Source organism: Vibrio sp. DNB22_10_4 (assembly GCF_052879755.1).
The window spans coordinates 177,539-197,840 of record NZ_JBNNXW010000001.1 but is presented as its reverse complement, the minus strand read 5'-3'; the positions used below and the strand labels follow the sequence as shown (position 1 = coordinate 197,840).

The 20,302-nt window shown below is 45.2% G+C and carries 16 protein-coding genes; 9 read left to right on the top strand and 7 right to left on the bottom strand.

Going from position 1 to position 20,302, the window contains the following annotated elements; genetic code table 11:
• Nucleotides 1-33: 33 nt before the first annotated feature.
• Nucleotides 34-471 carry a redox-sensitive transcriptional activator SoxR gene (soxR, locus tag ACVA6Q_RS00735; RefSeq protein ID WP_353500030.1) on the top strand — a complete coding sequence of 146 codons (438 nt, stop codon included), beginning with the start codon at nt 34-36 and terminating at the stop codon, nt 469-471.
• A gap of 50 nt (nt 472-521) precedes the next feature.
• Here soxR and ACVA6Q_RS00730 read toward each other — a convergent pair whose 3' ends face one another.
• From ACVA6Q_RS00730 to ACVA6Q_RS00715, 4 genes are all read right to left on the bottom strand, one after another.
• Nucleotides 522-2,195: a DUF342 domain-containing protein gene (locus tag ACVA6Q_RS00730; protein ID WP_446646119.1), complete on the bottom strand. Its 1,674-nt coding sequence runs from the start codon at nt 2,193-2,195 to the stop codon at nt 522-524.
• Between the two features lie 310 nt (nt 2,196-2,505).
• Nucleotides 2,506-4,593: a GNAT family N-acetyltransferase gene (locus tag ACVA6Q_RS00725; protein WP_446646118.1), complete on the bottom strand. Its 2,088-nt coding sequence runs from the start codon at nt 4,591-4,593 to the stop codon at nt 2,506-2,508.
• 78 nt (nt 4,594-4,671) lie between these two features.
• Nucleotides 4,672-5,643, bottom strand: a complete 972-nt coding sequence (locus ACVA6Q_RS00720; protein ID WP_446646117.1) for a ParB/RepB/Spo0J family partition protein — start codon at nt 5,641-5,643, stop codon at nt 4,672-4,674.
• 8 nt (nt 5,644-5,651) lie between these two features.
• Complete coding sequence (locus ACVA6Q_RS00715) at nt 5,652-6,869, bottom strand: ParA family protein (RefSeq protein ID WP_353500034.1); 1,218 nt, start codon at nt 6,867-6,869, stop codon at nt 5,652-5,654.
• A gap of 1,235 nt (nt 6,870-8,104) precedes the next feature.
• On the opposite strand from ACVA6Q_RS00715, the gene ACVA6Q_RS00710 reads away from it, so the two are divergent.
• The 5 genes from ACVA6Q_RS00710 (at nt 8,105) to ACVA6Q_RS00690 (ending at nt 15,235) form a co-directional block, all read left to right on the top strand.
• Nucleotides 8,105-10,075 (top strand): replication initiator protein RctB domain-containing protein, encoded by a 1,971-nt coding sequence (locus tag ACVA6Q_RS00710; RefSeq protein WP_446646116.1) that lies wholly within the window; start codon nt 8,105-8,107, stop codon nt 10,073-10,075.
• 502 nt (nt 10,076-10,577) lie between these two features.
• A complete protein-coding gene (locus ACVA6Q_RS00705; protein ID WP_446646115.1) occupies nt 10,578-10,778 on the top strand; it encodes a PA3496 family putative envelope integrity protein in 201 nt (66 codons plus the stop codon).
• Between the two features lie 175 nt (nt 10,779-10,953).
• Nucleotides 10,954-11,163 (top strand): DUF3283 family protein, encoded by a 210-nt coding sequence (locus tag ACVA6Q_RS00700; protein ID WP_338167070.1) that lies wholly within the window; start codon nt 10,954-10,956, stop codon nt 11,161-11,163.
• An 85-nt stretch (nt 11,164-11,248) separates the two neighbouring features.
• Complete coding sequence (locus tag ACVA6Q_RS00695) at nt 11,249-11,965, top strand: YebC/PmpR family DNA-binding transcriptional regulator (RefSeq protein ID WP_353500037.1); 717 nt, start codon at nt 11,249-11,251, stop codon at nt 11,963-11,965.
• A 231-nt stretch (nt 11,966-12,196) separates the two neighbouring features.
• Nucleotides 12,197-15,235 carry an EAL domain-containing protein gene (locus ACVA6Q_RS00690; protein WP_446646114.1) on the top strand — a complete coding sequence of 1,013 codons (3,039 nt, stop codon included), beginning with the start codon at nt 12,197-12,199 and terminating at the stop codon, nt 15,233-15,235.
• 48 nt (nt 15,236-15,283) lie between these two features.
• On the opposite strand, the gene ACVA6Q_RS00685 is transcribed toward ACVA6Q_RS00690, so the two are convergent.
• Nucleotides 15,284-15,526: a DUF2798 domain-containing protein gene (locus ACVA6Q_RS00685; protein WP_446646113.1), complete on the bottom strand. Its 243-nt coding sequence runs from the start codon at nt 15,524-15,526 to the stop codon at nt 15,284-15,286.
• Nucleotides 15,527-15,613: 87 nt separating this feature from the next.
• Between ACVA6Q_RS00685 and ACVA6Q_RS00680 the strand changes: the two genes are divergently transcribed.
• Nucleotides 15,614-16,537: a LysR family transcriptional regulator gene (locus ACVA6Q_RS00680; protein WP_446646112.1), complete on the top strand. Its 924-nt coding sequence runs from the start codon at nt 15,614-15,616 to the stop codon at nt 16,535-16,537.
• The gene (locus ACVA6Q_RS00675) at nt 16,534-17,409 is read left to right on the top strand and encodes an NAD(P)-dependent oxidoreductase (protein WP_353500040.1); all 876 of its coding nucleotides are present in this window, start codon (nt 16,534-16,536) and stop codon (nt 17,407-17,409) included. The genes ACVA6Q_RS00680 and ACVA6Q_RS00675 overlap by 4 nt, the downstream gene beginning before the upstream one ends.
• Before the next feature lie 57 nt (nt 17,410-17,466).
• On the opposite strand, the gene ACVA6Q_RS00670 is transcribed toward ACVA6Q_RS00675, so the two are convergent.
• The gene (locus tag ACVA6Q_RS00670; protein WP_446646111.1) at nt 17,467-17,853 is read right to left on the bottom strand and encodes a thiol-disulfide oxidoreductase DCC family protein; all 387 of its coding nucleotides are present in this window, start codon (nt 17,851-17,853) and stop codon (nt 17,467-17,469) included.
• A 13-nt stretch (nt 17,854-17,866) separates the two neighbouring features.
• A complete protein-coding gene (locus ACVA6Q_RS00665) occupies nt 17,867-18,589 on the bottom strand; it encodes a DUF4344 domain-containing metallopeptidase (protein ID WP_446647149.1) in 723 nt (240 codons plus the stop codon).
• A gap of 361 nt (nt 18,590-18,950) precedes the next feature.
• On the opposite strand from ACVA6Q_RS00665, the gene gltS reads away from it, so the two are divergent.
• On the top strand, nt 18,951-20,177 hold the full coding sequence (gltS, locus tag ACVA6Q_RS00660) for a sodium/glutamate symporter (protein WP_418642684.1): 1,227 nt from the start codon (nt 18,951-18,953) through the stop codon (nt 20,175-20,177).
• The last annotated feature ends 125 nt before the right edge of the window (nt 20,178-20,302 follow it).

The window sequence follows — 20,302 nt, the reverse complement described above, 5'->3', positions numbered from 1 at the left end:
AAGCTATAATTACCTAAAAGATAAGGAGTAATTATGGAGCTTTCTGTAGGACAAGTTGCAAAGCGCGCGGAAGTCGCCGTTTCTGCGCTGCACTTTTACGAGCAAAAAGGGATGATCACCAGTTGGCGTAATCAAGGCAATCAAAGACGGTATGACAGTTCGGTACTGAGGCGAATAGCCGTGATAAAAACGGGTCAACAATTAGGGCTTAGTTTGGAAGAAATTAAACAGGCGCTATCCAGTTTACCGCTCAATCGAGCACCGAGTCAGGAAGAATGGCAACAAATGGGACAAGTCTGGCGATCCATACTGGATGAAAAGATTTGGCTAATGACAAAACTCAGAGATGAGCTTGGCGAATGTATTGGCTGTGGCTGCTTATCATTGTCTAAGTGTCGACTGCGCAACCCACAAGATGCCCTAGCTGATACGTTAGGGAACGGCGCCACGCTATGGAAGCAGCAAAAGTGAGATGCGCTTGACTGAATTGCAGAAGTCTTACGCATTCGCATCTGATTAAGTTACACCAAGATATCTTCTTCTTTCAATTTAGGCGCGAAGGTAATGGTCTGTTTGTTAAAGCTAAAAGTTGCCGGCCCGTGTGTGGAGCGAGTCGTCACCTTCTCGTCATCAAACTGAACAGTAACGCGGGTATGAGTTTGCATCATTGACTCGACGGTATTTAGCTCTAGTTTCGCATACAGCTCGAGCTCGATGCGTTCTTTCTCTTCATTTAGCGCATCTAATGCCTCAGTATCGGCACTATTAAGCGCTGCAAGCTCGGCATTTTGCTCATCACTTCGGCTCGATTTAGGGATTTTCTTAAGCTCAATCTCACGCCTGATGGCGATCATTTTACGCTCTTGTAGCTCTGTGTAGCGATCTTGCAATTGCTCAAGCTTCTTAGCGTAATGTTCATAGTTAGCAAACGCTTGAATGTAGGTTGCTGTATCACCTTCAACACCAAGGTGATGACATTGAACCTTGCCGCCAACTTTTGCCTCACCGCCACTCAATGTGCCCTGCTTCTTGTTACTACCAATCACCAACAAATCGCCAGAGCAACGTATGTCGTTATTCAGACTATGTACAGTGAAGTGAATGTCGCCCTTGGCCGTGATATCCGCAAACTGTGCGTAGTTGGCAACGACGTCACCTCCAGACTCCAGTCGGCAAGATTTCTGTTCACCATCATTAACATTGTGGCCGATAATACCTTTCGCGACAGTAATATCGCCTTTTGCTTTAAGAAATGCCGATTCAACAAAACCGCCGACGGTGATTGTGCCAGTGGCTGTCACTTCCATGTTAGGCTCTACATTGCCAGAAATCACGACGCTGCCTTTAAACTTAATGTGGCCTGTTGAGATATCAACATTACTTAGACAAAGCGCCTCGTCTATTTCAACACCAGAGGCTTTGATGATTGGCATACCGGACATCGTAGACAATAAAGTGTTCGGGTTTTCTGGTGAGAAACGAGTGCCTGCACCAGGTTTTAGAGGTAAGTCTTTTACCGCCCTTGGTGGGATAATGGCGCCAGTGACGGTATAGCCATTTTCTCCAGATATCGCAGGAATACGTCGCATCACTTGTTCATTTTCACCAACGGTGACGACAGCGCCCAAGTCACGCATATCGACTTTGCCGTTGGGGCCTGCTTGTTGAGGTTTTAAAACTCGCTGCTTGGGATCGGCAACCAAAGGAATGAACTGGGCATCTTTGCCTTCTTTGGGACGCTTACCTATCGCAACGGGCTGGGTGTACGTTTCGCCTTTTTTCAACTGCTGACTGAGCAACAGTACCTTTTTAAGCGCTTTCTTATTGAGGCCTTTCACGACTCGAGCGTTGGTTAAAGCAGAGATAATGTCATTCGGGGTTAAAGCTTCGCCTGCGTACGCACCGGTTACCTTAATACTAGCCAGCATATCTTGCTCAGTGAGTACCACTTCTGCGGTTGCGTTACGTATTTCCGCGAGCGTCATGCCCGAGAATGCTTCCCCCTTTGCCGCTTGCGCCGATTTGATAAATTGGTTCACAGCGCTGTCATCTACCCAGAAATCTTGTGCGTTGATTTCCTGCAGCGCATTGCCAAGCAAAGTGAGCTCCAACGCTAAACCTTGTTCGTACTCTTTAGGCAATCGAGCGATAATTTGTTGCTTATCTGAAGAGAGAGATAGAACACTTTTCCACATGACTGACGACCACTTCCTTATGCGAACTCACGCTCGCAGAAACTAGTTGCGAGTGTGATCATGCTTCAATAACTCATTCTATCTTAGTGAAGTCTCACTACTGAGACTACCTTTATCAACGAAAACTACGGGAGTGCTCACGGTAAATTGTTCAATAACTTGAACGTGATTCTAGAATACGATGCTCTATCGAATAGGAGTGTGTAGATTGTTTGATGCAATTTACAGTGTAAAAATGAGCAATGATGAATTTACACTGTAAACACTCTTGTCGTTTACAGTGTAAATCTGGCGGTCGAAAGCACTAAGTCTATTTACACTGTAAAACAGTCAACAGTTGAGAGAGCTCTTCACGAAATGCTTGCTCGGCTTTTTTCTTGCCAGCAAAACCAAAATACTCCGCAATCGCTGTCCAGCTCCACTCTTGAGCAACAACTGCGACAATGAGCAGACTCAGATGACCAGCGTTAAATGACAATGCCAACGGAAGCAACGGCGCCAAGAACGGCCGAACCGAATTAAAACTGTTCCCTCCTCTTGCATAGTTTGATACCAAAGGGGAAACAGAGAAAGACGACAAAGACTTAGACTCTGCGCTATTCATTAAAGATAGTGCTAGCGATGGTTCAACATCTTGGGCATGCGAGCGAAGAGCAAAATATAGGGAGCCATTAAACTGATTGCGAGCTTCATCTATCCATTCAACACTATCTTCAGATAGAGGGCGAATGAAAGTACTGCTGAAAGTGCCGCTTGCTTTATCTTTCGCGCTACCAATTCGAACAGGGCCAAACTCATTTGCTTTCCAGAAACGGACAAGCTCTGTTGTCGCGCCAAAGTTTGTAGCTAGATAATCAACATCGCCTTTCGCCGCTTGAGACAAGGCGCTCAACATTTCGCTTCCTAACCCTTTACCTTGCAACAATGGGTGAACCGCAATACGCATTACGCGAAGGCAAGTTTGCAACGCAGCCGCCGATAGTCCTAGGTGGTTAGATAATTCCATTGGGACCAGGTGCCCGGCCGGACGAGCTCGACCTAACTGAACTCGCTCGATGAGTTCGGTGTCTAGCTCCCCTTCCCTGTTCACCAAGAGACTGCCAACAACGATATCATCGTAGCTCATGATATACAGCTTCATGGTTTTATTGTTTAGCAACCACATTAGGTCATTCGGCGAAGTTTGATAATGTGCATTAACCAGCAAAGCGAAAGCCGCATCGAGACACTTACGATTAGAAGACGCGCTTGCTGCATCGAAAGATTCCCAAGTTAGAGCTTCTCGTCGGATCGGTTCTGTAACCATAGGCTTTGGCAAAGAAGTAAGCTCTGCATTTAGCAAAAACGTTGATGAAGCCCACGGCTCCATCAAATCATACTGGCTCCAACGAATTGGCGTGTCGAGATGGTAGCTCTTAGTCCCTTTTCGATTCTCAGTTAACCACGGCAGAAACTTAACACTGAAACCGCGACCACATCCTTCATACCCATGTATGGTGGTACTAATGACCATTCGGTGATAGTGCTCCACCATCTGCTTTAACATCGAGATGGGTAGTGCAGCCGCTTCATCCACGTACAACAAATCACAGTTTGGCTTAGTCTGTAGCAGTTCATCTGGCGCGATAAACTCAAGTGTAACGCTAGAAGCAGATAAACTCTGTCCAGCCAACTCACTGTTAAAATGCGCTAGCGCCGATACCACCGCCGATTTGCTTGGTGCGGTAATCAAAACGCGAAGAGGCCGGTAACCATTGAACCTTGCAGCAGCAATACCCAGGGCGCTGCTTTTCCCGCGGCCGCGATCTGCCGTTAGAACAAGCGGGCGTTTTCTGTGTCCCGAGACAACATGATGAATAAGCTCAACGGCTTCTTCTTGCTGTTCGAATCGATTAATAGCGCTTTTAGATGCAAGCGATGTAAGACGGGTTTCATCGTCTAAACAAAAACAACTCGGCTGTGCCACTTCTAAGCTGCTTTCTTCAAGCGTTGGCAACTCAGATATTGCACCTACAAGCCAAGGATGGAGTAACGACTGTTCAGACTGAAGCAAAATAAGCAATCCACCGCCAACCAAAGTCCCAAGCGCAGCATTAAAACTGTTAGCGTCAAACTGCTTATCAATGGTGACCACTAACAGCTGCGTATCTTGCCCTAAAAGACGTTTACCTTGATTGGGAGGAATATTAACTAGCCCATCAATTTTCGTTGAACCGATATGGAATCGAGAGTGCAAAGGAAAGTGGTCAACAAAATGGGCGAGCAAAGTTTGCTGCCAATGTGACTCGCCTTTTAATACCGTTACAGCGCGTACAAATTGAGCCTGAGCGAGCTGCTGTAATTGAGTTATCGAGCTTAGCTGTGAGTTAATACGATAGGATAAAGAGTGATTTGCCATGGCGAAGTCATTGTTAAAAACCTTGGCCAATCTTAGCACAAAAAAATACCCCGCTCTTGCGGGGTATTGTTGTTGAATTTATTGCATCTTTTGTTTCAGAAACTCTAGGATTTGTTCCATGGTCTGGTCATCGACCTTTTTCAGGTTAATCGCTAGGTTTGGCCCCTTGCGCGTATAGCTTGCACGGCCTTTCACTAAATCAATCTTAGTCACTTTGGCACGCTTTGGTGGCGACAGCTCATGGATCCAGTTTTCTAGTGTTTCAGACACATCTTTAGTGATACGAGCGACGCCCTGCGCGTGGCTAGTTTGCCAAACAAAACCATCCGACTGCTGACAACGATCAATGAGTTTAGTCTGGTTGTCTTTGTCGAGTTCACTGAATTGCTTGTGTAGTCTAACAATCGTTGGGCGACCCAAGTCACTCACATTTGGATACGCTTGAAGTAGTTCTAATGGCAAATCGGCGGCCTTTAGAGCACCACTGACTAGTGCTTCGCTACACTGGAACATTTTTGCCAATGCTTTCTGATCTTCTGCTTCACCATTTTCAAGTTTAGCAAGCATCTCTTTTCCTTTTTCATAAAGTGAAAGAGGCTTATGAGCATTTGCGACATCAGAAAGGAACTTAGCGTGTTCAGAGTTAATGTTTTCCGCAACGTAAATCAAAAACTCTTTTTGCGCCAAAATACATGACATACGACGGCGACTACCATCCAATACCTCGATGGTACCGTCAGCTTGACGGCGACCAACTGCTGGGTATTGCTGACCTTTGTCGCGCAAAGTTGCCAATACATCTGACAGTGCATGCTCGTTTAAAAAGGATTGCTCACGCGCGTTTTCTTGGAAAACAAACGTGTTAGCTTCTACTTCATTTGCTGGAACGCGAACCAATTCAAACGACACAAGTTCTTCACCCGCTACAGACAGTTCAATCACTTGTGCCTGCTCTTTTGCAGCCGTTTGTGCTTCTTGAGGTGTCGTTGCACGTCGTTTATTTGCTTTACCAAATAGCTTGGCGTTTAATTCTGAAGTTTTAATTGCCATTTCTTACATTACCCTTGATTCAGTGAAGCCCAGTTGCTGTGCAATACTCTTTCTAACTCTAGTGCACTTTTTTGAACAGCGTCTTGAGCAACCGCCAACGTTTTCTTACCACCCTCGAAATCAGACGCCGTCAAATCGAAAACCGTACTGTAGGTGTCAGCACAAGTCTCAAATGCGCGGCTTCTCGGGATGGTGGCCATCATCACTTGGTCGCCAAGTAAGTAATTCATTTCAGTTAGTACCGACACTTGCTTCTTGTTGTCATCTTCAAACATAGTAGGCATTAGACGAACAAACTCTAACCCCTTCCAGTCTTCAGGGAACATCTCATAAACCGTTGGCAAATGCTGGAAGAAATTCACTGTCGACGCCCAGTCAAGGCGCTTTGCGGCACATGGAATTAGCAGTGCATTCGATGCGTACATTGCATTCCATACTAATGGATCCACGTGAGGACCGGTATCAATCATAATGACATCGAAGTCTTCAGCAATCTTGTCGATCAGCTTCTCTTTTAGAAGTTTAACGATGTCGAGAGATTGGCTTTGCGACAGCGTTTGCCATGCTTCAGCGTTAAACATGGCATCTTCTGGAAACGCAGATACCGTTTTAAGATTTGGATATTGCGTTGGCAGTAGTACGTTACGACGAAGAAACTCTAAGTCAATCTCTGTACCTTCTGGGACATTTTCCAACATTACATCAACCGCAGAATAGATATTCTCATGGTCAGCAACGCTGATTTGCGGGTTTAAGAACAAACGAAGTGAGCCTTGTGGATCAAGGTCAATTAGACAAATACGGTAACGTTTGTCTAGGTTCAACGCTAAGCAAGCCGCCAGGTGTACAGCACTCATCGACTTACCCGTACCACCTTTTTGGTTCTGTACGTTGATAATCCATGGCTTGTTATTAGCGCTATTCTTGCGCTCGTGGAACTTAGGCACACCTGCCGCATCCATTAACATATGCGCTTCTTGCAGCGAAATAGAGTAATGATTAGCGTTGTTTTTCGTAAACTGATGACCGCCCTGCTCTATTTTACTGATGGCATCGTCCAGCTTTCTACGAGTTAGGCCAGAGCGCGTTTCCATCATCGCTTTTGACATCGCTGGGAAGTGATCATCACTGCGCTCTTCCAAAACGATTTCAATACGATCCGCTTGCACTTGCTGAGTTTGCTCTGCAAGTTGGTAGAGATTGTCTATTGTTTGTTCTCTTTTCATACCCAAGTTCCAACCAAGTAACCTAATTGTTTATGTACAGCAATATCGTACAATCTCAAGAAAAAGCTGTCCACTCATCTACATAGATTATTTACATTAATTTGACTGGCATCTAGCTCTATGATGATTATTTGCGCAAAGTATCACCAAATAGCGAGTATTTCTGTTAATAAAAGTACCCGGAAAACTAAAAACTTTTAAAGTGTTACGGCGTCACTCATTTACAATGTAAAGACAACTTCTATCGGAACGATACAACTTGGCCTATAAATTACGGAGGTTGCTCATTTGAAAACAAATTGAGAACAGCCACTTACATCTAAGCATTGATGAGACTCAGAATTTGACTGTTCTAAGTAAAGAGAAAAGCATATCAACCACAAGATAAATCAGCATTGGAACAATGATCAAGGGATTACCTTGATCATTGTTTCGGGAAACAGCTAGACGATGAAAGCATGATCAAGGAAAATTCTCGAATGAAAGCAACTCTACTTAACCCCAAAGGATGATCATCTTTAGCGGAACAATGATCAAGTAAATGAGCTTCACGGAAGCATGTAAAATCTCGGTTAGATTACGGCTTAAGTCCCGCGAAGCAAAGGATAGTGCTCAAATTGGCGTATAAATAGACATAAATCGAAACACGGCAGTTACTGGGCTGAATCACTTGATCATAGTTCCGCAGATGCCGTAACCAAATATATAACAACAATACACTATCCGGATTCGATGACTTAAAAAATTGCTTGTATTACAAAGCGACAATTTGATTATTTCTTCTTCAATCACACACCACTTGATCATGCTTTCGGAGTAAAACTAGAGGATTGACCAAGATATTCTCTAATCTACACACAGCTTTTCTACTATTTCTGTGGATAACTTGTCACTAGATGATGATCATTGATCCGAAGCTATGATGATCAAGCTTTCAATAATGCGGTGATCATGCATTCGGGAAGAGTTGATCATGCTTTCAAAATATGATGATCATGGTTTCGTAATAGTGTTGATCATAGTTCCATAGGGGAGTTTGGTTATTTGCTTTTATTTCAGTAACTTAAACGAAATTTATTTCACAGATCATAAGATCACTTAATCAAATTAGATCAGTATAATCATAAAGATCAGTCTTTTTACCAATAAACAAAATAGCGCTTTATTTATGATCCAAATTTCATTATCCTATGGAACAATATCGAATTTACGGATAATGTGATCTAGATCCAACCATGAGCAATGAAGATAAAATCTTGATTAGATCCCCAAGGGATCACAAAGGCGGACACCTTTTTGAAGTCACGGAAACAGCCGTTGATTGGATCGAACAATATCAACATTTCAAAGGGGTAACCAAAAGCATCCTTGAGTTAATGAATCTAATTTCCCTACGCGGATTCAGCTCTAAAGACGGTTTTGTTTCAACAACCGAACTGATTGACGCCACGGATGGCAAGTTGACTCGTGCAGCGATTCAACAGCGATTACGTGCCGCAGTAAACATCGGTTTGTTCAGTCAGCATGGTGTAAGATTTGAAGAAGGATTGGCAGGTAAGACGATGCTTCATCGCTTCATCAATCCCAATCAACTTGTGTCAGTACTTGGTGCAACGAGTTTGGTGACAGAATCCGTTAAACAATCCGAAAAGCAGAAAAAGTCCAAAGCACTTGCTCAAACTCAAGTAAACAAACGCCTTCTCAACGAGCACGGTTTATATACGCCACCAGCTATGCGTGATGAAGCGGATCAGTTTGTTGTCTCCCCCACAAACTGGGCAGGGATCATCGATCAAGCGCTCGCACCACCTAGAACTCGTAAAAGTTATCAGAAATCAATGGTCTCGATCTCCGGAACGAAAGCCGTGATCGAAACACGTTCTTCCAAGAACATCATGACTGTTGATGATCTCATGACACTGTTTGCGTTGTTTACTCTTACTGTTCAGTATCATGATCATCATCATGAGGAGTATCATCTTGATGCGAAGCACGTGCCCAACAAAACGCCACTCTACATCACTGATATCCTGTCATTGCGTGGCAAAAAAGACAGTGGTCCAGCACGTGACTCGATTCGCGATAGCATCGATCGAATTGAATTTACTGACTTTCAGTTACATGAACTGACCGGGCGTTGGCTCAGTGAAAACATGCCGGAAGGCTTTAAAAGTGATCGCTTTAGATTTTTAGCCAGAACGATCACCGCATCTGAAGAAGCACCTCGCGAAGGCGCGGATGGTGAGATCAAGATCAAGCCAAATCTTTACATTTTGGTATGGGAGCCATCATTCTATGAAGAGTTGCTTACTCGTGACTATTTCTTCTTGTTCCCACCAGAGATCTTGAAGCAGCACACGCTCGTTTTCCAACTCTACTCATACTTTCGTAGCCGCATGGCCCGTCGTCATACCGATTCATTGATGCTGACAGATTTGAATCAGAAATTGGCGCGCAATATTGAATGGCGCCGTTTCTCAATGGATTTGCTGCGCGAACTTCGTAACCTTGCTGAACATGTGGAGTCTCCGAATAAGTTTGATGTCAATTTGTGGGGCTATCACTTGACGCTGACGTGCCACGATCCGGATGCAAAACTGCCTGATTTCCAAGTCGATATCCGCTGTGACGTGGAAGAAGTGTTGCGTTATTCACGTGCTCGTACCACCAATGCGGGCAAACGTAATATGGCTCCAACGCTACCTAACCCACTACGAAATGAACTCGTGACTCGCAAGCAGCTCGATGAACTGTCGACTATCATTGATGGTGAGTTTGAGCCTATCCAGCGTAAAGCGCCCTCTCCTAGAGGCAATTTAGGCCGTCGAGTTAAGCAACGTAAGCATTTAGTAGAGATCAATGCAGATGAGATTACCATCATTCTATCGAAGTACACCTCACCAGAGGCTCTAGAACGCAGTGTAACCGCTTTGTCTGCCATGACGGGTCATTCGATAGCTTCGATAAAACAAGAGTGTTCTGAGCTCATGGAGAAGCTTGATTGGTTGCGTGTAGATGGGGATATCATCGCTTATGAGGTACTGAGCCGCGTGGTAGAGCTTTATAATTCTCGTCAGGAGAATAAGCACCTATCTATCGAAAGGTTGATTTCTGCACTCGCGGTACGTAAGAAAGTATGTAAACAAGTGCACGAAGGCCATATCGATGAGTCGGTGTTCCGAGTGTTGGACGAGGTTTCGGTTTAACGATTTCCAATACTGAAAAACCTTGTTACATAGGTTTTTCAGTATTGATGGTATTTACACATAACGCTGACAGTCTGCTGACATAATAGACAGTGCCTCTGGCTATTATTTATCCCGAATAGACAACCTTTTGTCCTTTCTAATGAAATAAGTAGATTGGCTCATATTGTTACATTCATTCTGATATATTTTTTGGCGAGTTCGTTTGGACTCGCTTTTTTTTATCAAAAATTCACCATTATGCTCAAAGTTGCATTGGGCTTAAGGGCAATAGCATCAAGGGACTGCGTTAAAAAAGGAGATCTGGATCAAGTCGATTTTTCGAGGTGGAATCTCCTAAATGTACTGCCGTCTTTTGCGGATTTCAAAGCTTATAAACTCCTTTCTAATACTTCTGATGAGAATTTCCGAGCCAATCACATTCTGACTCAGTTTTTCTTAACAACAATTTTGTCGTTTGCTACAGATTAGGTGTCCAGACATGGTTCATCAGGAGGTAACAATGTCCATCAATTCAATCGACCATGACCAAATGACATCCATCACCAACAAGTGGGATCAATCTGAGGACTTTCAAGAGGAAACACGTCCTGCAAAACAAGCGAAATCCGCTGATGCACGACGCCGCATTGAAGCATTAAGAGAAATCAGAGAGAGTGGTCTATCGCTGGAAGAAGCGAGAGATCTAGGACTCATCCACTAAGCTACGGTTGAGTAGCGATGGAGCAAAAGAGTAGGGTGGCATAAGCCACCCTTAATTCTATCTAACACCTAATTTCGGCGTAATATCAAAGCGTGTAGTCACGGCTTTCATTTGAGTTTGCTACACCAAGGGTGCTATATTCTCAGCCTTGCCACACTAACCGATATAGAGAACCATGTCGTATAACCTTTCTTTGCTTCCCCCTGCCGAAAAAAACAAAGTGGAACTTGATAAGCAAGCCTCTTATGTTGTGTGGCAAATGAAGGAAGCCAAAGCTGGCCCTGAAGCGATTCGCGAACAGCTAGAACGGATTCAGGATGACGCTGAAAAAGCATGGTTTGAGGCGTGTGTCGACAAATACAAAAAGATGATGGGAGTGATGTAACACTCTTCGTTGCCGCATAGAATTGAATTGTGACGACGATTTGCTAAAATCCTCCGCGTTAAATTGAATTAGAGAGAACATCCCAATGGGAAGAAGTTTTGAAGTGCGCAAAGCCTCAATGGCGAAGACACAAGGCGCAAAAATTAAAGTTTATTCCAAGTACGGTAAAGAGATTTACGTTGCTGCTAAAAACGGTGGTGCCGATCCTGAAATGAACCTGTCGCTTAAGCACCTGATTGCTAAAGCAAAGAAAGATCAAGTTCCAGCGCATGTTATCGACAAAGCGATAGACAAAGCCAGCGGTGGTGGTGGTGAAGACTACCAACCAGCACGTTATGAAGGTTTTGGTCCAGGTGGTGTGAGCGTGATCGTTGACTGTCTAACCGACAACGGCAACCGTACTTTCCAGGATGTTCGTCAATGCTTCGTTAAGACGGGCGCTAAAATTGGTAGCCCTGGCACCGTAGCACACATGTTTGATCACCAAGCTGTAATCCAGTTTAAAGGCGACGATGAAGAGTCGGTACTGGAAGCTTTAATGATGGCAGACGTTGATGTGACCGATATCGAGCTTGAAGATGACGTGATCACGGTATTTGCCCCTCACACTGAATTCTTCAAAGCAAAAACAGCGCTGACTGCTGAGTACCCAGAACTGACGCTAGATGTAGAAGAAATCACTTTCGTGCCACAAACGCACACTGCAATCGCTGGCGAGGACGCGGAGAAATTCCAGAAGTTCCTTGATATGCTAGACGACTGTGATGATGTTCAGCAGGTTTACCATAACGCTGAGCAATAATTAGGGCACTTTACCCCTAAATAGTGATGAAAAGGAGCGAACTTCGGTTGGCTCCTTTTTTGGATCTTGGGGAACGCTAACTCGGTCAAATTTACAAAACTCACCCCACTACCGAGTGTGTGGTTGTTAACACTTTTATCAACCGACACTGCTCGATAGGCACGAAATTTCTTACTGTATGAATGGTCAGATATCAGGCTAATAACGCAGACAGCTAAAACAATCAATATCATGGACAATACATACACTATGGTCAATGAAGGTCACAAAGTGTTATTTCGTCGCCACCCCAAGCCGACCATCGGTGTTATTTTACCGATGCTAAGTGGCTTCTACATGGGCGAAATCACCAGCACACTTAGAGCCTACGGTGCGGAACACGGAATCAATCTGATATTTCTTCGTGTTGGCCACAATCGCGACTTTGATATTCCCTTTGCTTTTGATCACATCGATGGGCTTATTGTCGTACTGCACGCGTCCGCTAGTGCATTGGTGGAAAAAGCGGTACAGAGAGGAATACCTGTGATCTCTGTGGCGGCCAGTTACTCCCCATTGGCGGTTGAATCTCTATCGAGTGACCAAGCGAGTGGCGTAAGCGCGCTGTACGACCACCTAGTTGGGCTTGGACATGTTGATATAGGGTTTTGTGGCGATCTCTCAGTTAACGACGTTAGAATGCGTTTTAAGGCGTTTCAGAAACGTGCCGAGCGTAATGGTAATGCGATTACGAAACGACACATTCTCAATGTCAGTAATACCGCTTTGCAGGGGGGCAGAGAAGCGTATGAGCGCTATTGGCAAGATAATGCTCCATGCAGCGCGGTCATCTGTGCCACCGATCATATTGCTGTCGGCCTGATGGAAAGCTTGTCTGAAAACGGCATTCGCGTTCCCGAACAGGTAGCGATTGTTGGGATTGACAATATTTTCATGGGCGAACGGACGCAGCCAAGATTAACGACAGTGGATCAGCAACTTGAACGCCTCTCCGTTGCCGCCGTAGAGCGATTGATGATGCGTTTATCAGGTGCACCTTTCGCGAGCGATCTTGGCTTGATTGAGCAGTCCATGGTTGTGCGCCAATCTTGCGGTGCGACAAGGCCAAGCCACAATCCACACTTTACTATTCGTAATCAATTGCTCAGTCATTCTGAGCGCTCACCCGCTGAACTGCACGAAACACTCTATTCACAAGGGCAATCCGGGTTCTCTTCCATCGTGAATGCTAGCTGTTTGTTTGATACACCGGTTGCATGGGCAATCAATGGTGCGAAGTCGGGTATCGACAGTTGTGTTGTCGGTTATGCGCACACCGATGGCCGTCACCTCAGTAGCGTTGAACAAGGCATTCACTTTCCGACGGAAACCTTTCCCGTCAGCAGTTTGTACTCACTCCCTGAGTCATTTGTGATGACCTTACTTTGTGTCACCGATAGGCAAGAGGTTCGCACCGAAGTGATGGCGATTGTAGAGCCGATTGAAGGCCAGCCTGATCTTGCGAAACTTTCCAGTTATCACAATTACCTCGATATGCTTGCACTGTTCTTGCAGCGTGATTTGCTGTTGCAGAGTTCGCAAAGCCGAGCGCAGATCTCAAGCGATCTCGCGAATCAATTGCAGGTGGTGAGCCATTCTTCGAACGATGCGATTTGGGATTGGGACTTACTGACTGACAAACTGATATGGAGTAGCCGGTGGAACGATATTCTCAAGTTCGACAACGGTGAACCGAACACGCAAGTGCTGACCAGTCGCGCATTTTTCGATTTGGTGCACAGCGACGATATTGACGATTTAGAGCAGAAATTACTGGCTCAAATCGAGCAAGAAATCCCATTTAAAGTGGAGTTTAGATTGCGACGAACGGATGGTATCTATGTGTGGGTATCCTCTACAGGTAAAGTGATTTGCGACAAGTTTAGTCGTCCAGTTCGATTTCTTGGTGCCATGACGGACATCACTGAGCAAAAGCACTCTGCAGATAGAATTCGTCAATTAGCCTATCATGACCCGCTGACTGGGCTTGCCAACCGCCGTATGATGACCGATCGCCTTAAGGCGCATATTGCAGAGAAAACAGAGCGTCCATTAGCGCTAATGTTGATGGATCTGAACCGTTTTAAGTTCGTCAATGACACCTATGGCCATGATGTGGGCGATGCCTTGCTATTGCATGTCTCCAAACAGCTCTCAGGAGTTGTGAGACGAAACGATTTGATTGCGAGATTTGGCGGTGATGAGTTTCTATTGATGTGTGATGTAGAGACACCAGCTCAGGCTTTAGAGCTTGCTAGCCGCATTCTGAGAGCGGTAGAGAAGCCGTTTTTCGTCAATGGCAGTGAGTTCAGCACCCAGGGTAGTTTAGGGATAGCGTTTTATCCTTTTGATGCGAATAGCGCGGATGAACTGATTAAAAAGTCCGATATTGCCATGTATCGAGCCAAGCGTTCGAAAAGTCGAAAGGCGGCGCTCTACGACTCGACGCTGGAGCAAGAAAGTCAGCAACTGCTAACCATTGAGCAGAAACTGCGGCGAGTGATTGGCAATGGCGATCTTGATGTATGGTACCAATCTATCTACAGCTCAGAAGGAGTAGGGGCGGTCAGTGTTGAAGCACTCGCGCGCTGGAAAGATGAAGACGGGCAATACATTTCACCGCAGCTTTTTATTGGGGTGGCTGAGGAATCTGGACTTATCGTTAAACTGAGTGAGTTTGTGCTTAAGCGTGTATGTGAGGATCTAGCAAATAAGTTGATCGATGACGGCATAAGTGTATCGATCAATGTGAGTTCGAGCTTACTTTGTCGCACACATTTTGCGATAGAGTTTGTTCAAACCATTCTGTCCCATGAGTTGTCACCGTCTCAGTTTACCGTGGAGATCACTGAGAGCGTTGCATTGAGTGACTTTGAACAGTGCCTTCGAGCGCTGAACACGCTAAAAACGGCGGGTATTCGTATTTCTCTCGACGATTTTGGTACCGGTTACTCTTCACTCTCTATGTTAAAGCAACTCCCTTTAGATGAAGTTAAGATTGACCGCAGTTTTATTGCCGATTTCGAAACCGATTTAGCGCATAGCGCCCTTGTTGAGTCAGTGATCACCATGTCTCATGCATTTGGCTACGATGTTGTGGCTGAAGGAGTGGAAACCCACGCGCAGTTCTTGAAACTCAAGCAGATGAATTGCGATATGTTCCAGGGCTTTTGGTTCGCAAGGCCAGGGCCAATCAGACATGTGGCGCAGCCTTCTTACGCTGATATCTAATCAACCTATCTCGAGTTTATGAAAGCATGATCAAGGTGAATGCCTTGATCATGCTTTCGACTGTATGATCGTTTTTGGCTGACAGCACCATGCGGCAAATGCTCGGATTCTTGGCAGTACGGTCAGATTCAGTAACAGTGCACATGGCCACGCAACCATAAAACTGCTCGCCCATACGGCAGGCCATTCTGCACTGAAACCCATTTTGTAGCCAGAAATGATGCCTGACATCATTGTCGCCATTGTGAGTGACGACAGTAGTGCGGTTAACCAGAATTGTGTTTTGCTCATATTATGTATCTTCTATTTGTTGCTTGTGTTTTGATGAGAAAAGTATAAACCTAGTCATTACCTGAAAAAATACGGTTATTTAGGATTATGGATTCCATATTTGGATACATTGATGACGTTTACTTGTTTTGTAAAGTCGTCGAGGAGGGCTCTGTACTGGCGGCTGCGAATCGCTTGGGACTCCCTCAGTCGACAGTGTCGAGAAGGATTTCCTCGTTAGAACAAAAGCTTGGACTAAGACTGCTTGAGAAGCATGGACGTGAGCTTGCGCCGACAGAGGTAGGCAAAATGGCATTCGACCAACTGAGCAGTGGCGTCGAGCAGATAGAAATCGGGCTAAACAACGTGACGGAGAAAACCGATCTGGTCGCTGGAAGGGTTCGATTAGCGGTGCCTCATAGTTTCTACCATTCATTTATTGCACCGATTGTGGAACAGTATTTAAAGAGCTACCCCAATGTGCATATTGATCTGGCGTTGAATCACGATCAAAGCAAACCAAAAACCGATCGAGAGCTTTTGATCACGTTCGATACCTCTGACATGGAAGATCTTATTGCCCGTCCACTCTTTACCGCCAAACACGGCTTCTTTGCTAGTGCTTCCTATCTTGATGAGCGTGCGCCAATTGAAACATTAGAGCAGTTAAAGCAAGCCGATTGGATCACGATTGATGATGCTAGGCGCATCCAAGTGGTCAACGATGGGAGAGCCGTTGGAGATATTGAGCTGAAACCAAGGTTGGTTGTCAATGATATCCAAGCCTTGGTTGATGCTGTCGAGCGCGGGCTTGGAGTGGCGTCATTGCCACTCAAGCACGTGTCGGGAAACATTAATCTCGTTCATGTTGTTCCTGAATACTACCGTAGTGACCGTCAGGCCTTTTTGGTGTACAAAGGCAGACAGTATCAACCTAAAGCCGTAAAAGCCCTAATAGAAGCGATTCTTGCAACCGCTCGTCACATGGACACGGCCGTTAATCCGAATCAAATAAACAAGGAGCCGAAATGAAAGTAAGTTTTATTGGACTGGGCGTTATGGGATACCCAATGGCAGGACACCTAGTGAAAGCAGGCTTTGAGGTGTGTGTATTTAATCGCACGACAGAAAAAGCGCAGCGCTGGGCGAATGAATACGCAGGACAATATGCAGAGTCAGTTGCGGAATGTGTCAAAGATGCGGATGTTGTGGCTGTCTGTGTGGGTAACGATGATGATGTTCGTCAGATGACGACAGCAGAGCAGGGCGCGATCGCATCAATGAAATCGGGTTCGGTGCTCGTTGATCACACTACGACGTCGGCAACCTTGGCTGAAGAATTGGGAGCTGCATGTGAAAGTGCTGGGATTCGTTTTATGGATGCTCCGGTTTCTGGTGGTCAAGCGGGCGCGGAAAATGGTGTGTTGACCATTATGTGTGGCGGTGACGCTCAAACCTTTGATGCCCTTCAGCCACTCTTTGATGCTTATGGCAAGTCTTCGGTACTGATGGGAGATGTGGGTCAAGGTCAGCGTGCAAAAATGGTGAACCAAGTGTGTATTGCTGGCGTGCTTACGGGGCTTTCAGAAGGTTTACTACTGGCTCAAAAGAGTGGCTTAGACATTCCTTCGTTGGTGGATTGCTTGAAAAATGGTGCAGCAGGCTCCTGGCAGATGGAAAATCGTGCCAAAACCATGGACAAAGACCAATATGATTTTGGCTTTGCCATCGACTGGATGATCAAGGATTTAGGTTTCTGTCTGGATGAAGCTCAAAAGCAGGGTATAGAGTTGCCATTGACTCTGCAATCTATCGAGCGTTATCGCGCCTTGTCAGAGTCAGGCGAAGGGCGCTCTGACACGTCGGTATTGTTTAAAGCGGTGCGTGCAGACGCGCACAAATAACCTTTACAGTGTAAATAGCGTGAGCGGGATGTTGAGAGGCTGTGACTTGTCGACTCATCAATCGATGCGACAATTGTCACAGCGCTTTTTGCCCATTAGCCAGCCCGACACCGTGTAGCGGTGACGGGCAAATTTCAAGTAACACCAGTCACATATTGGTTTTAACAGTGGCCAGCGTGTAAAAGCGTAATAGTGTCCTCGGCCGACAAGACGCCATGCTTGATACGTGACGTCTAACCCTTCCCAAAGTACCCCGTTCTCGTCATAGGCATGCAATCTCTCAGAGGCAGATTTTGGGTCAATGTCTGGGTAGCGTTCAAAGGTCTCAGAGAAAATGTCGACCAACTGAATAACATTATCCGTGTCATGCTTCTTCAGAGCGGTCATCTCTTTCACGCAAAGTGGACAGTGACCATCATAAAACAGGATGAGTGATGTCGGCATAGAACCTCAATGATTAACTACTGGAATTAGTATCGATATTTAATACTTGCTTCCAGTTGTAATCGATCTCTTGATACGTGGCGATACACTTATCTTTTTGCTCATCAAGATAGTCTTTTTCAATCTCATCGAGCAGGTTGGCGTGGTTGTCAGGATCGCTACCATAAACTAAGCACAAGGTACTGAAATAGCGCTGCAAGTCGAAACTGTGCTCGCCAATGTATTCGTAAAAATCATAGTAGTCGGGTCTATCTTCAGACTCAAACGCGAACATGTCTGCGGCACTGATGGTGGCATCGGCACCGTGCTCAACGTAATTCAGCATGATGACCGCAGCAAAATTATCAACGGCATCTTCTTCTTTGCCTAAAATAGGAATGCCTTGATCGGCGATGTAAGCATGCCCGGCTTCATGAAGTAGAGTGTGGAGTAGAGTGTCGATGGCACCTTGTTGCGCAGGTTTACCAAATCGATTTTGATAGTCATTTTTGGTGAAGTAATTGAGAGAATCGGTGTAAAACGCGTACGGCATGTGCACAGTATGCGTTGATGGATCATAGAGGGGGCCGTCTTCGCCGCCATATTGGATGGTCAGCGCTTGATTGAATGAGAAGTAGTCGTTGGACAGTTCGACTAGCAACTCATTTGCACCGCTTTCTTTGATTGCCTGCTGCGCGGTTTTGTCAGTGGAAGATTGTGGTTGTTGGTAATTAATAGCGACTTCAGCATACGCCATGTGGGTAAGAAGTAATCCAGTTGCGAGAGCAATTCTTTTCACAGTAGTCCCTTATTGTTTGTATTATTTGTCAAATTAGTCGATCTTGCGAGATTGTGTTACCATCCGGCCTTAACCAGTGTAGTTATTCTTTTGGCCTAAAGCATCTCTCGGTGTCTCAAAGGCTTCAATACACCCATCGCGAGTCGTTTGGGTTGTCATTATGTCGACGCTTCCTCGGCACTCAAAAAGTTATGGATATAGAAACAAGGTCGTGTGGTGATTTTGCAGAGATCGCCAGCTATCCTATTTTTACTACACTACAATATCGAATCGAAACCTCATTAAGGAAGATGAGCGATACAGCAAAAAAAGAGGTCATATGAACAACACCATCTCTGTTGGCACGTTAGAATCTTTTTTGATCGCAATCAGCGTTCTTTTTCTTGGTCACATCATCAACAGTAAGCTACCTGCGCTTCGCAAGTACAATATTCCAGAGCCCATTGTCGGTGGCTTGATCGTCGCCATCATTATTACTGTGTTGCACTTCAACAATATCAATTTAGAGTTCTCTCTTCCGTTACAGAAAACCTTTATGTTGATGTTCTTCGCAACCGTGGGGTTAGCAGCTAATTACACTCAGTTGATGAAAGGCGGTGCCAAAGTCTTTGTGTTCCTGGCGATCGCCTCTATTTACATCATTATACAAAACAGTGTCGGTGTTGGCCTTGCCACTATGCTTGGTCTTGAACCTTTGATGGGGTTAATTGCCGGATCTATCACTCTTTCTGGTGGTCACGGCACCGGCGCCGCTTGGTCTACGACGTTCACTGAAACGTACGGCATTGCGAATACCCTAGAAATTGCCATGGCTTCAGCTACTTTTGGTCTCATCATTGGCGGTATTATTGGCAGTCCAGTTGCACAGCGCTTGATAGACAAAAATGATTTTGAGTCAGAATACGGTCGTGGCAATGATACCCACGAACGTTTTCCTGAGCTTGTTACTTACAACGAAAATGAACGTGATCGAGTAACTGCTAAAAAAGTGGTTGAGGTTCTGTTTATCCTGCTTATCTGTGTCACAGGCGCTAAGTATCTACACGAGTGGGTCAACACCTTTGAAATCTCATGGCTGATGATCCCCGACTTTGTTTACGCTCTATTTATTGGTGTGTTCATTACTAACGTTTGCGAAGTGACAAAAAGCTATAAAGTGGATGCAGAGACGGTGGATATCCTCGGTACGGTTTCCCTATCTCTATTCCTAGCGATGGCTCTGATGAGCTTGCAGTTGTGGAATATCTTTGACTTGGCGATCCCATTCTTAATTATCCTTGGTGTTCAATCTGTCGTTCTGGCTATTTTCGCTTACTACGTTACCTTCCGTGTAATGGGTAAAAACTACGATGGTGCTGTGATTGCGGGTGGACATTGTGGTTTCGGCTTAGGTGCGACGCCAACGGCTGTCATGAATATGGGCTCAATTGTTAACCGCTTCGGCCCATCTCCTCAAGCTTTTATGGTGGTGCCTATTGTTGGTGCGTTCTTTATCGACATCGTTAATCTAGTCATACTTCAAGGGTTCATTGCTGTGATTGGCTAACTCTCTGCTGAACATAGAAAAGTAATAAAAAGTCTCGCTTTTGCGAGACTTTTTTCGTTTTTGAGACAACAGCGATTTAGTTTGGCAGAAAGTTTCATTTTTTTGGCTACTCTGGTATCTAAATG